General features: G+C 76.1%; 10 protein-coding genes. 1 reads left to right on the top strand and 9 read right to left on the bottom strand.

All coding sequences use genetic code 11. From position 1 onward, the window contains the following. Window positions 1-142: 142 nt before the first annotated feature. Entirely contained in the window at window positions 143-1,072 is a 930-nt protein-coding gene (locus tag ABZ495_RS05770) for a hypothetical protein (RefSeq protein WP_359804355.1), read from the bottom strand. Window positions 1,073-1,425: 353 nt separating this feature from the next. On the opposite strand from ABZ495_RS05770, the gene ABZ495_RS05765 reads away from it, so the two are divergent. Further along, window positions 1,426-2,670 (top strand): glycosyl hydrolase, encoded by a 1,245-nt coding sequence (locus ABZ495_RS05765; protein ID WP_359834584.1) that lies wholly within the window; start codon window positions 1,426-1,428, stop codon window positions 2,668-2,670. A 34-nt stretch (window positions 2,671-2,704) separates the two neighbouring features. On the opposite strand, the gene ABZ495_RS05760 is transcribed toward ABZ495_RS05765, so the two are convergent. From ABZ495_RS05760 to ABZ495_RS05725, 8 genes are all read right to left on the bottom strand, one after another. Beyond that, entirely contained in the window at window positions 2,705-3,868 is a 1,164-nt protein-coding gene (locus ABZ495_RS05760; protein WP_359834582.1) for a GNAT family N-acetyltransferase, read from the bottom strand. Continuing rightward, window positions 3,865-4,683 carry a Wzz/FepE/Etk N-terminal domain-containing protein gene (locus ABZ495_RS05755; protein WP_359834580.1) on the bottom strand — a complete coding sequence of 273 codons (819 nt, stop codon included), beginning with the start codon at window positions 4,681-4,683 and terminating at the stop codon, window positions 3,865-3,867. Before ABZ495_RS05755 ends, ABZ495_RS05760 begins: the two co-directional genes overlap by 4 nt. Before the next feature lie 65 nt (window positions 4,684-4,748). Continuing rightward, window positions 4,749-5,864, bottom strand: coding sequence for a glycosyltransferase (locus ABZ495_RS05750; protein ID WP_359834578.1), 1,116 nt, complete (start codon window positions 5,862-5,864; stop codon window positions 4,749-4,751). Continuing rightward, complete coding sequence (locus ABZ495_RS05745; RefSeq protein WP_359834576.1) at window positions 5,861-6,697, bottom strand: polysaccharide deacetylase family protein; 837 nt, start codon at window positions 6,695-6,697, stop codon at window positions 5,861-5,863. The genes ABZ495_RS05750 and ABZ495_RS05745 overlap by 4 nt, the downstream gene beginning before the upstream one ends. Window positions 6,698-6,875: 178 nt before the next feature. Continuing rightward, window positions 6,876-8,585, bottom strand: coding sequence for a lipid II flippase MurJ (locus ABZ495_RS05740; RefSeq protein WP_359834574.1), 1,710 nt, complete (start codon window positions 8,583-8,585; stop codon window positions 6,876-6,878). Further along, window positions 8,582-9,910 carry an O-antigen ligase family protein gene (locus tag ABZ495_RS05735; protein WP_359834572.1) on the bottom strand — a complete coding sequence of 443 codons (1,329 nt, stop codon included), beginning with the start codon at window positions 9,908-9,910 and terminating at the stop codon, window positions 8,582-8,584. Before ABZ495_RS05735 ends, ABZ495_RS05740 begins: the two co-directional genes overlap by 4 nt. 5 nt (window positions 9,911-9,915) lie before the next feature. Continuing rightward, window positions 9,916-11,439, bottom strand: a complete 1,524-nt coding sequence (locus ABZ495_RS05730; protein ID WP_359834570.1) for an exopolysaccharide biosynthesis polyprenyl glycosylphosphotransferase — start codon at window positions 11,437-11,439, stop codon at window positions 9,916-9,918. Between the two features lie 333 nt (window positions 11,440-11,772). Next, the gene (locus tag ABZ495_RS05725) at window positions 11,773-12,927 is read right to left on the bottom strand and encodes a glycosyltransferase (RefSeq protein WP_359804363.1); all 1,155 of its coding nucleotides are present in this window, start codon (window positions 12,925-12,927) and stop codon (window positions 11,773-11,775) included. Between the last annotated feature and the right edge of the window lie 179 nt (window positions 12,928-13,106).

The following is a 13,106-nucleotide window of genomic DNA, read 5'->3' as shown; positions in this document are numbered from 1 at the left end:
GAAGGGGGCGACGTCGGCAGACCGGCGGACCGCCCGGGGGCGGCGCCGCTCGTCCGCTAGTGCCCGGAGAGAACAGCCATGACGGCAAGTCTACCGGGCCCCGTGACGGGGCCCGGAGGCTTTTACCGCCGGGGTACCGGTCTCAGGACTGCGGGGCGTCCTCCGCGGCGTCACAGCTGCCCTGCGGGCGGACGGCGGCGAAGGGCTCGGCCGGGCTGCCGCAGGCCGCCTCGGGGGCCGCCGCCTGGGTGTCGAACACCTTGGGGCCGACGATCGGACCGTCCGAGATCAGCACCCGGCGGCCGTCCAGGGCCTTCAGCGACACCCCCGGGCCGGCGGCCAGCTGCCAGCCGGTGCTGTCCAGCCGGTAGCCGGTGATGCCACCGGAGACCGGCTGGCCGGTGCTGTTGGCGCAGCTGCGGGGCACGAGCACCGCGAAGTCGGTGCCCACCGTGCGGGTCGGGTCGTAGACGCAGTTGCCGGCCGGCTTGGAGTTGTAGCGGAGGTCACCGTCGGCGTCGCGGAAGCCCATGGTCAGCTCGGGGGTGACCACGGCCACCCAGGGCGCGGACTGCTGGACGGTGTGCAGGGCCGCCGCGGCGCGCTCCCGCTGGAGCTGCCTGCGCTGCTCGTCGGTCCGCTTCTCGGCGCCCGGCTCGCCCTGGCCGCTCATCCAGTCCGCTAGGCCGGGTACCGCGCGGTGCCAGCGCACCTCGTGGTCGCCGGGGCGCACCGAGGTGACCAGGCCGTCGTCCCAGACCACCACGGCGTTCTCGCCCGCCATCGCCAGGTACAGCGCGGTGGCGCCCTCCCGGCGGTAGGACCAGGCGGGCTCGCCGGTGTCCCGGTTGTGGGCCTCCAGGCCGGGGCCCACCTTCAGCTCCAGACCGTCCGCGCCCAACGACTGCGAGTTGACCGGGCTGGCGTCCGCGCCGCCCGGCCCGGCCACCCGGTCACCGAACGGCACCGGCTTGTTGGCATGCGCGGCCGCGCCCGCCACAAGGACCAGCAGGACCGCCAGGGCAGGGAGGATCGATCGGGGGGTGAGGACACGCAGCGGCTTCCAGGACACGGGCGGAGCGTACCTTTCGACACCGTCACGAGTCAGCCGGACCCGGCCGGACGGCGGGGCGGCGCGGGCGCGGCCGGCCGATTCGCGCCCTTCGCCGGATCCGCCCGCCCACCTGCGCCGTCGGACCCGCGGCCGCCCGGGAGGCGCTCCGGGCGGGCGGCCGCGGTACGGCCTCCAAGGCCGTCCGGACTGTTACAGAGGTGATACACGGCACGTTGCGGCAGACGGCGTTCGAATACCGCCCACTTTAGGGTGACATTCGGCTTTTCCGACGCCTGCGGGGCCTACTGTCTGCGAGCGGGGTATCACGGTCCGTCCCGCTGTCCCCGCCCCGTGACGCCGGAGGAGAGACCATGCGACTCGGCCGCCTGACGCTGGCTGCCGCCGCCCTGCTGATGCTGACCACCGCGAGCGTCCCCACCGGGACCCCGCTCAGCCAGACCGAACGGCACGCCCTCTCCTCGGACGCGTTCCAGCCCCGCGGCGCCGCCCCCCGGCCGGTCGTCCAGCGGCCGAAGCACGAGGCCCCGTTCGGTGCCTTCGTCGGCTCGTGGGACAAGTACATCCCCCAGCTGGGCCGCTACGCGCAGTGGCTGAACAACGCCAACGTGCAGGTCGGCCACACCTATCTGGCCGGCAACAGCTGGGCGGACGTCGAGGGCGAGCCGGTGGTGCTCGGCATGTGGTCGCAGTGGCGGCTGGCCGACCCCTCCCGGATGCTGATCCTCGGCGTCCCGATGCTGGTGCCCAGCGAGGCCGCCGTGCCGGACGGCGAGGTGGCCAAGCTGCTCGCCCAGGGCGCCCGGGGGGACTTCGACCGGCACTTCCTGCGGCTCGCCCGCCGGCTGGTGGCGCTCGGCGGGGCGGACACCGTGCTCACCCTCGGCTGGGAGATGAACGGCACCACCTACACCCACCGCTGCAAGCCCGACCCGACCGCCTGGAAGGCGTACTGGCGGCGGATCGTCTCCGTGATGCGCTCGGTGCCCGGTCAGCGGTTCCGCTTCGACTTCACCCCCAACCGGGGGCTGGACGCGATCCCGTGGACCAAGTGCTACCCCGGCGACGACGTGGTCGACATCATCGGCATGGACAGCTACGACCAGCCCGCCGGCGCCACCTTCGACGACTACGTCCGCGAGCCGTACGGGCTGCAGGACCAGGTCGAGTTCGCCGCCAAGCGCGGCAAGCCGGTCTCGTACCCGGAGTGGGGGCTGTTCCGCAACGGCGACAACCCGGAGTTCGTGCAGCGGATGGTGGAGTGGATCCGCACCCATGACACCAGCTACCAGACGGTCACCGACTACTGCCCGCACGGGTTCTGGCAGTGCGCGCAGAACCCGCGCTCCAGCAGCCGGTTCAAGCAGCTGATGGCCGGGTCCCAGGGGGCCCCGGTGACTGCTGTGCCGGCGCCCCCGGCGGTCACCCCGCAGCCGGGGGCCGCCGGGTCGGGCTCGCCGGGCGCCTCGCCGACCGCGGCCGCCTCCGGAACCCCCTCCGCACCCGCCTCGCCGTCCGCGGCACCGTCCCCCTCGCCCGCCACTCCGCCCTCACCGTCCGCCGCACCCGCGCCGGGCGGGCTGCCGGCCCGGCGCTGAAGGCGGGCGGCCGGCCCCGCAGGCGGGGCGGGGCTCAGCTCCGCCGACGGGCCGCCAGCGCCTCCTTGAGCCTCGGCAGCCGGGTGCGCAGGACGTGCACCGCGACCTGCCGGGCCCGGACCGAGCCGGCCCGCGCGGCGGCCGCCGGCGCCGGCCCGCGCGGACCGAACAGCAGCCGCTGGTTGAACAGCTGGTCCGGCCGCCAGCGCTGCTTGTAGGGCTCCTGGCCGCGCAACAGGCTGAGCAGCGGGATCCCGGCGTCGACCGTCTCGTCCAGCGCCGCCCCGAACAGCAGACCGGCGATGTCCAGGCGCTCGCGCAGCCGGGGGTGCGCGCCGTACAGGTAGAGCCCGCCGAAGGACGGGCAGAGCAGCAGCAGGTTCACCGCGACCAGCTCGCCGTCCAGCCAGTACTGGTGCACCGCGGCGCGGCCGGTGGCGACCAGGCCGGTGGTGGACTCGGCGAGGTGCCGGGCGAACCGCCCGGTGCGGTGCTCCGGGGTGACGCCGCGCTCGTGCCACTGCTCGAAGTGCAGTCGGAGCAGCCCCTCCAGGGCCTCGGGCACCTCCTCCGGGGGCGTCGAACGGACCTCGACCCCGGCCTCGGCGATCTTGCGGAGCTTCACCCGGCTGCGCTGGGCGGTCTTGCCGGGCACCCGCTTGAGCAACTGCTCCATCGGGACGGCCGGCAGGTACTGGCAGAGCGAGTCGCCGAACCGGCGCCGCCGGCCCCGCCACTGCTCGAAGACCCGCTGGACGGCCGCCTCGGGGTGCACCTCGCGCAGCTCCAGGCTGTGCCAGGGGCGGGTGAGCGGCAGGGCCGCGGCGAACTCGGCCGCCGCGCGATCGGCGCAGGAGTCGTCGAGCAGGATGTCGGTGAAGTCGATCAGCCCGTCGCCGAGGCCGGTCAGCCCGCCGAGCGGGCCGGGGCGCCGCCGGAACGCTCCCGCGCCGACCAGCCGGCCGTTCCGGCGGACCAGCAGGACCAGCAGGTCGCCCGGGCGGCCGTACTGGCGCCACCAGGAGCGCTGCCAGACCGCGGCCTGGAAGAACGTGGCCGTCCGGCAGCGGGTGACCAGGTCGTCCCACTCCTCGGCGAGGACGTCCAGGGCATCGTCCTCGCGGTGCAGCTCGGTGGTCCAGCGGGGCGCGCCGGCCTGGGCGGGGAAACCGGTGGTGGCCGCCGCCTCGGTGCTCATCGCCCGCTCCCGGCGGCGCTCTTCTCCTTGGCCGGGGCCTTCTCGGCGGGCGACTTCCCGCCGGCTGCCTTCCCGCTCGTGGGCTGCGCCGGGGCGGCCTGCTCGGGGACGGCCTGCCCGGTGCCGGGCCGCTCCGCCGCGGCCGGTTCGGCCGGGGCCGGGGCCTCGGCCACCGGGGCCTCCTCGGCGCGCGGGCGCGGGGTGGCCGGGGCGGCGGGCTCCGTGCCGGGCGTCGCCACGGCGGCCGGACCGGCCTCACCGCTCCGGCGGCGGGTCATCATGACCAGCGCGCCGATCAGCACCCCGGCGGCGGCGCCGACCGCGACGTCCAGCTGCGCGGACGGCGTGGTCGGCTTGTCGGGCTCGGCGGCGGGGGCCAGCGGGACCAGCCGGACGCCGGTCTCCTTGCTGCTGGTGTTGGCGAAGGCGACCAGCGACCGGGCGACCGCGTCGGCGGCCAGCACCGCCTCCCGGGGCCGCGCGCCGGTGCCGGTGATCTCGATCATCGGGGCGTCCGGGGAGGTGGTGCCGTGCACCAGGGTCTCCAGTTCGGTGCGGCTGTGCCCGGTCTCGGCGGCGGCGGCCGCGAGCACCTGGGGCTGACCGGCCAGCCGGCCGTACGCCTGGGCGAAGTTGATCGCCGAGGCGCTCTCCCCCTGGTTCTCCGGCACCACGATCACATAGGAGTTGGCGGCGTACGAGGGGTGCGCGACGACGGCGTACCCGGCGCCGGCGGCGGCGCCCAGCGGCACCGCGAGGACCACCGGCCACCAGCGGCGGGCCAGGCTGCGGACGCTTCGGCGCGGTTCGGACATGGGGTGCTCCTTGGATATGGGGGCCGCCCGGCCGGCGGCCCGGGGGTTCGGCGGCTGCCGGCGGCTCAAGCGGGTGCCAGGCGGTCGTAGAGGGCGCCGAGGTCGGCGGCCACCCGGACGATGTCGTAGTGGCCGACCGCCGGGGGCCGGGGCAGGGGCTCGGGGCTGTGGTCGTTGAGGTGGCGCAGCTCGCGCAGCGCGGTGGTGTAGGCGGCGGCGTCGGAGGGGATCCGGCGGGCCTGCGGAGCGGCGGCCGGCGGGAGTTCGTCCAGGGCCGGACAGGCGCTGTGGCGGACCGGCAGGCCGGCCGCCAGGCCCTCCAGGACGCCGAGGCCGAAGGTCTCCGCGGTCGAGGGGGCGGCCAGCACGTCCAGCGCGGCCAGCAGGTCGGGGACGTCGTCGCGCTCGCCGGTGAGGACCAGGCGGTCGCGGACGCCGAGTTCGGCGGCCCGCCGCTCCAGGGCGCCGCGTTCGGGGCCCTCGCCGACCAGCACCAGCCGGGCGGCCGGGTCGAGGCCGGCGAGCGCCTCCAGCAGGACGTGGAACCGCTTGCCGGGCACCAGCCGGCCGACCCCGCCGACCACCCAGCTCGCCGCCGGGAGGCCGAGGTCGGCGCGCAGCCGGTGCCGGGCCGCGGCCCGGTCGGCGTCCGGACGGCGGTAGCGGGCGGCGTCGATGCCGTTGGGGATCAGCTCGACCCGGCCCGGCGGCACGCCCCAGGCGTGCAGGGTCTGGGCGACCTGCCGGGACACCGCGACGGTGGTGGTGCCCAGGCGCTCGGCCGCCAGGTAGAGACCCTTGACGCCGCGGGTGACCGGGCGGCCCTCGATCACCCCCGCGTGCAGCGAGTGCTCGGTGGCCACCACCGCCCGGACGCCGGCCAGCCGGGCGGCCAGCCGCCCGTACAGGCCGGCCCGGTAGAGGTGGGTGTGGACGAGGTCGTAGCGGCCGGACCGGATCAGCCGGACCAGCCGGGGCAGCGCGCCGACGTCGCGGTTGCCGCGCATCGCCAGGTGGTGGACGGTGACGCCCTCGGCGCGCAGCGCGGTGGCCACCGTGCCGGGGTTGGTCAGCGCGACCACCTCGCAGTGCTGGTGCGCGGGCAGGTGGCGCAGCAGCAGCTGGAGCTGGCGCTCGGCGCCGCCGGAGGCGAGACCGGTGACGATGTGCAGCACCCTCACCGGTCGGCCCCCCGCCGGCCCGCACGCTCCCCGGCGGGGCGCTCGGACCCGCCCGCGGTGCTCCGGGCCCCGGCGCTCCCCTGCGGCTCCTCGCGCTCGGCGCCGGCCCGGCCCTTCGACGCGGAGCGTGCCGCGAGGCGGTTGCGGCGCAGCTCGGTGACGGTGTCGCGGAGGCGGAGGCGGCCGCGCTTGGCGCGCAGCCGCCAGGCGCCGTCGCGGTCGCCGACGTAGCAGCGGGGCAGCGCGTAGCGGCCGGTGAGCGGGGAGTGCGCGATGGCGCAGGCGTAGTCGTAGCCGGCGTCGCGCACGGCCAGCGTGGCGGGCAGGTCGACGGCGCCGTACGGGTAGCAGAAACCGGTGACCGGACCGCCGACGACCTCCTCCAGCACGCGCCGGCTCTCCCGGGTCTGGGTGGCCAGGACGTCGGCGGGCAGGCCGGGCAGGGCCTGGTGGCCGAGGCCGTGGGAGCCGATCTCCCAGCCGGCGGCCGCGAGTTCGGTGACCTCCTGGACGGTGAGCAGCTTCTTGCGCGGGCCCTTGACGTCCCAGTCGTTGGCCCGGCCCAGCAGGTCGGCCACCACGTAGGCGGTCGCGGTGAACCCGTACGCCTGCAGAATCGGTACGGCGAAACGGCCGAAGTCCGCGTAGCCGTCGTCGAAGGTCAGGCCGACCATGTTGTCGGCCCGGCCGGCGGCCCTGGCCCGCATCAGCTCGCGGACCGAGACGCCGCGCCGGCCGCGCCGGTGCAGCCAGGCGATCTGCTCGGCGAAGCGCTCCGGGCTGACGGTCAGCTGGTACGGGTCGTCCTCCTCGACGGCCACCGAGTGGTACATCAGGATCCACGGCGAGGTGGCCTCCTGGACGGGTGCCCGGGTGGCGGGTCGGCGACTTTGGGGCAGCTGTGCCCCCGGGCGGCGGCCCTCGGCGCGCGGCACCTCGGTCCGTGGACCGGCTGCCGCCGGCGCGCCGGAGCGGCGTACGCCCGACAGCACCGACCGTACGGATCCCCGTTCAGCGTCCATGGGGAGGCTTCCCTTCATCGGCAACGGATGGCGGGCACAGGGCCCGGACGACGGCGAGGACCGGTCCGCGCACCTCGCGGGCACCGAGACCGGTGCCGAGGGCGGCGAAGGCGAGCGCCACGGTGAGGCCCCCGAGCAGCGTCGAGAGCAGGGGGTCGGCGGGGAGTCCGGCGGCGGGGGTGCCGAGGACGGCCGCCCCGGCGGCGGCGCCCAGCAACCGGGCGTGGCCGCCGAGGACCAGCCGCAGGCGCAGCGCGATGCCGCGCAGGACGAGCCCGCGCAGCAGCAGCGCCGCGGTGGTGGTGATGCCGGCCGCGTTCCCGGCGGCCAGGCCGAGGGCGCCGAAGCGGGGCGTGGCGAGCAGGCCGACGGCGACGGTGACCACCAGGCCGAGCACCATGGCGGCGGCCGGGTACCAGTCGAGCAGCCGGCGGCCGCCGTCGTCGGTGCTCGGGTCGCCGGCGCGGCGGACCACCGGGCGGAGCGAGAAGTAGGGGCGGATCATCACGCCGATCAGCGCCTGCGCGGGCAGTCCGAAGCTGTAGACGCGGATGACGGCCGCGGTGGCGGCGGTGTCCTGGGCGCCGAAGGCGCCGCGCTGGAAGAGCAGGGCGACCACCGAGGGGGCGCAGGCCAGCAGGAAGGCGGTGCCGAACAGGACGACCGCGGCCGCCTGGCCGAGGTCCTTCTCGACCCGGTCGCGGGCGGCGGTGAGGTCCCCGGCGGCGAGCGCCCGGGCGACCAGCGGGAAGGTCACCGTGCAGATCAGGATGGCCGCCGTCATGGCCAGTTGGGAGACCTTGGCGGCGTAGTTGAGGTGCGAGATGGTGCCGGGCGGCAGCGCGGAGCCGAGGAAGCGCTCGATGAAGACCTGAGCCTGCCGGGTGAGCGTGAAGGCGGCCACCGGCAGCAGCGCGAGCGGGATCAGCACGAGTGCGGGGCGGGCCCGGCGGCCCGCGGCGGCGCGGCCGGACCGCAGCCGGCGCAGGAACGGGACGACCAGCAGACCGGCCATCAGCAGGCTGCCGAGGGCGACGCCGATCGCGGCGGAGCGGACGCCCCAGAGCGCCTGGCAGCTGAGCAGGACGCCGAGGATGCCGACGTTGTAGGCGACGTAGATGCCGGCCGGGGCGGTGAAGCTGTGGTGCGCCCGGAGTGCGGCGGCGAGGTAGCCGGCCACGCCGAAGGGCAGCACGGTGCAGGCGGTGATCCGGGTGCAGGTGACGGCGAGCCCGGGGTCGGCCAGGCCGGGGGCGAGCAGGTCGACCAGCTGGGGGGCGCCGAGCGCGACGCCGAGCGAGAGCGCGGTGAGCGCCAGCAGCAGCCAGGGCAGGGTCGCGCGGACCAGCTGGCGGACCGGGTCGGGCCCGTCGGGGTGCTCCTCCCGCAGGACCAGGGCCAGGGCGAAGGCGGGCACCATGAGGAAGGACATGGCGTCCTCGATCAGCAGCGGTGCGGCGGTCTCCGGGACGGTCCAGGCGACCAGGAACGCGTCGGTGCCCTGGTTGGCGCCGAAGTAGCGGGCCAGCAGCAGGTCGCGGAGCAGGCCGAGGGCGGAGCCGGCGGCGCTGAGCACGGCGGTGATGCCGAAGGCCTTGGCGAGGAAGCCGCGCCGGGAGGCCGCCGTGGTCTCGGCGGCGGGTGCGGAGCGGGGGGCCGGCAGCGTCGGGGTGAGCGCGGTCGGCCGGTCGGTGGTCATCGGGGGGTCGCCTCCGGTGTGGCGCCGGCGGCGGTCCGGGCGGCGAGGCCGAGGACGACGGAGGTCAGCACGGTGGTGGTGCCGCCGATGTCCGCGTAGAGGAAGTCGACCAGGACCCAGACCAGCAGGGCGAGCGCCGCGAGGCCGCTGCCCCGGGCCCGGCGCAGGCACCCGATCAGCAGACCGAGGAACAGCGCGGCGTAGGCGACGATGCCGATCAGCCCCTGCTCGCTGAGGACCAGGAGGTACATGTTGTGCGGGGAGAGCAGCGGTTCGCGCTGGAATCCGATGGTGGCGTCGGCCGCGTCGCTGCCCGAGGAGAGCCGCAACGGGGCGTTGCTGTCGCGCAGTTGCTGGAAGGCCTTGGGGCCGGCGCCGCTGACCGGGTGGTCCTGCCAGATGCGCCCGGCGGTGGACCAGAGGTCGTAGCGGTCGGACACCGACTGGTCGGGGGCGGCCGAGACGGAGCCGATGGAGCTGATCCGGGCGGTGACGCCGGAGGCCCCGAGGCCGAGGCCGCCGATCAGCACGACGGCGGCGGCCAGGCCGAGGACGGCGCTGCGGACCGCCAGCCGGGCGTCGGCCCGCAGCAGCAGGACGGCGGCGGCGGCGCCGGTGGCGATCCAGCTGCCGCGGCTGAACGAGACGGCGAGCGGGAAGGCCAGGAAGGCCGCGGCCGCGAACATCGCTCGGCGCAGCTGCGGCCGGCCGGCCGGGCCTCGCTCGGCGAGCCCCAGCGCGAGGGCCGCGAGCAGGCCGTAGCTGACCACGGTGGACATCGCCATGATGTCGAGCGCGCCGAAGGTGCCGACGGCGCGGATCGGCCGGCCGGTGTAGGAGGCGCCCGTCCCGGTGAGGTACTGGTGGGCGCCGACCACGCCCTGGACCAGCGCGGCGGCGACGAAGGAGCCGAGCACCAGCCGCCGGTCGGTGCGGTCGCGCAGCGAGCAGAGGACGGCGGCGGGCACCAGGACGAAGACCTGGGTGAGCCGGACGAAGCCGGTGAGGCTGGCGGCCGGGTCGATCGAGCCGACGGTGGCGACGGCGGCGGCGAACACGATCACGCCGAACTGCACGGCGGCGGTCCGGCCGATCGCGGGGGTGCGGCCGCGCAGCAGCTCGACGGCGGTGACCGCGACCAGGGCCAGCGAGGCGAGGTCGGCGGCGGTGACGTGGACGGCGGCGGTGACGTCCTTCTCGCCGGTGGGGACGCAGACCAGCAGCACGGTGGCGGCCGCGAGCAGGCTGGGCCGGGCGGCGAGCGCCGCGACCGTCCGGTGTAACGCCCGGGCGGGCGTCGGGACGAGATCGAGGGTGAGGGCCACGCTGGTCAGCTTCCGTCCGGGTGGAGCATCAGGGCCGCGGTGCGGCACAGGATCTTGACGTCCTGCCAGAGGCTCCAGCTCTCGATGTAGCGGTTGTCGAAGCGGGCCCGGTCCTCGATGGAGGTGTCCCCGCGCAGGCCGTTGACCTGGGCGAGGCCGGTGAGGCCGACCGGGACGCGGTGGCGGTCCGCGTACTCGGGGTAGGCCTGGCTGAACCGCATGACGAAGTAGGGGCGCTCGGGGCGCGGGCCGACCAGGCTCATGTCGCCGCGCAGCACGTTCCACAGCTGCGGCAGCTCGTCCAGGGAGCTGCGGCGCATCAGCTTGCCGACGGCGCCCATCCGGTGGTCCTGGGAGATGTTCCAGCGGGTCGCCGACTCGTGCTCGTTGCTGGGGCGCAGGGTGCGGAACTTGAGGACGGTGAAGACCCGGCCGTCCAGCCCGGTGCGCTGCTGGCGGAAGAGCACGCCGGGGCCGGTGTCGAAGCGGACGGCGAGCGCGCACAGGGCGAGTACGGGGGCGAGGGCGAGCAGGCCGAGGCCGGCGACGGTGACGTCCAGGGCGCGCTTGGCGGCCCAGCCGGGGCGGCGCATCGCCGGGCGGTCCACCTTCAGGCAGGGGAAGCCCCAGAGGTGGTCGCCGCCGGTCGAGTGGCCGTTCTCCAGGGAGCCGTACTCGCGCAGCGCGGGCACCAGCCAGACCTGGCAGCCGAGCCGGGCGGCGTCGCGCAGGGCGGCGGCGGTCTCGGCCTCGTCGGCGGCGCCCGCGGTGGCGACGACGTGGTGGATCCGGTGGCGGCGGACCTCGCGCTCCAGCACCTCGCGGCCGCCGAGCACCGGCAGGTCGGTGTCGCCGGCCAGCAGCGGCGGGTCCGGGTCGAGGAAGCCGACCGGGCGCATGCCGTACTCGCCGCGCTCCCTGAGGGCCTCGGCGACCCGGCGGCCGAGCCGGCCGGCGCCGAGGACCAGTACGGGGCTGGGCCGGCTGCGGCGGATCCGGCGGACCAGGTGGAAGAGCAGCGTCCGGCCGCAGACGGCGAGCAGCAGCTGGGCGCCGAGCAGCGCGGTCAGCCGGGCCGGGGTGGCGGGGCCGGTGTCGGGCCAGCGGCCGTCCAGGCAGCCGGCCAGGGTGACGGCGAAGGCGGTGGCCACGACGGCCCGGACGGTCAGCGCGGGGAGCTCGTCGAGGACGGAGAGGGTGAGCCGGGCCCGGTAGAGGCCGCCGGCCAGGTTGAGCAGGAGCAGCAGCGGGAGCAGGGCGGCCACGCCCAGCAGCGGATCGACCCGGACCGCGGGGTCGAGGGCCCGGTTGGCGAGCCCGGTGGCGGTGCACAGGGCGAAGGCGTCGACGGCGGCCAGGGTGACGGGCAGGGCGAGCCGGGAGCGGACCGGTCGGCGGTGGCGGCGGAGCGCCGGGGTGCTGCGGGTCTGTGCGGACCTGGCGGGGCGGTCGAGCAGTCCGGTGGCGGGCCGGCGCGGGCCGGACAGGGGCCGACCGGGCCGTGGCACGCTGTCGTGGTCAATGGTCATCAGCGCACGAACTCCCCTGCTGTGTGCCCGGGGTGACGGCGGCCCGGCACCGGTTGGCCCGGGGCGGCCGTCCCGGCCCGGTGGGCGCGGTCCTGACTGCACCTGCTGCCGCTGGCGGCTTTCGGTTCTCTCGCGAATTCCCGGCGTGAAATCGAAATGAAGCAGGCAAAATCAGACAGTACCGAACGTGGCCCTGGATGCTGGAAGTTGACTTGCCATTTCATTCCAGCCGCCCATTAATAGGTATTTCCGATTTCACCCCTCGCCCACAAACCGGTTGAGGGTGCGAATACGACAGCTCCCAGTGGAGGGCATTCACGGCATGTGAAACGATCAGATCCGCTCTGGGACACGGGCACGGCGGCGTCCGGCCGCCGGCCCGGCGCCCAGTAGATCGCGGTAGAGCGCGTCCACCTGTTCGACCACCGATCGCACGTCATGGCGCGCCACGGCGTGCTCGCGCAGGCGCGCACCGCGTCGCTCGCACTCGATCGGGTCGGACAATGCTTCGGCCATTCGGGTGGCGAGCGCGGCGGCGTCCTCGGGCGGCACGACCGCGCACTTCCGCTCGGTCGGAGGCAGGCATTCACGGGCTCCGGGCACGTCCGTCAACAGGACCGGCCGGCCCGCCGCCATCGCCTCCAGCGGCGCCAGCGCCATCCCCTCCCAGCGCGAGGGCAGCACCACCAGATCGGCCGCCGCCAGCCACGGCCGCGGATCCGGCACCTCCCCGGCCAGCCGGATCCGGGACGGTTCGGCCGACTCCCGGACGGCGGCGGCCAGCCGGGCCTCCTCCGGACCGGTGCCGACCAGGGCCAGCCGGGCCTGCGGCACCAGCCGCAGCACCTCGGGCCACGCGTCGAGCAGCACGTCCTGGCCCTTCTGGCGGCAGAGCCGGCCCACGCAGACCGCCAGCGGCGCGTCGAGGTCGAGGCCGAGCGCGATCCGGGCGGCCCGGCGGTCGGCGGGCGCGTAGTGGCGCACGTCCACACCGTTGGGCACCACCGCCCAGTCGGCGTGCAGGCCCGCGGCGACGCCGTCCGCCCGCTCCTGGACACTGACGCAGAGCAGGCGGTGCGCCCAGCGGGTCGCGTAGCGCTCCCAGCGCAGGGTGGCCGCGGCCAGCGCGCCGTCCACGGCGGCGAACGACCAGGCGTGCGGCTGGAACACGGTCGGCATCGCGCCCCGGATGGCCAGCCGGCCCGCCAGTCCGGCCTTGGCGCTGTGCAGGTGGACCATGTCGGGCGCGGCGGCGCGGACGATCCGGCGCAGCCGCCACGCCTCGGCGGCGACGGACGGGCCGGGCGAGCGGCGGGCGGGCCAGTCCTGGACCAGCGCCCCGGCGGCGGCGGCCTCCTCGGCCAGCCGGCCGCCGCGCGGGCAGGCGACCAGGACCCGGTGGCCGGCCTCGCGCTGGCCGCGGACCAGGTCGACGACGACGCGGGCGACCCCGCCGTCGACGGGCTGCGAAATGTGAAGGATCGTCATATGCACGGCGGCGAGCCTAGGGTGGCTCCGCCGTGCCCGGGGGCCGTCGTCACCCGCAGGTGGCGGCCGTCCACCCGTACGGCTTGCTTGTCGTACGGGTGGGCGAGGCCGTCGAATCTTCTTGCTGGTCCGGCGCCCGGGGCGGCCGGCCGGCGGCCCTCCCCCGCCGGCCCGGACGC

The sequence above is a fragment of the Kitasatospora sp. NPDC005748 genome (assembly GCF_040630735.1).
In the GTDB taxonomy this organism is placed as follows: domain Bacteria; phylum Actinomycetota; class Actinomycetes; order Streptomycetales; family Streptomycetaceae; genus Kitasatospora.
The sequence above is the reverse complement of the archived record's forward strand: the minus strand, read 5'-3'. Positions and strand labels throughout refer to the sequence as shown.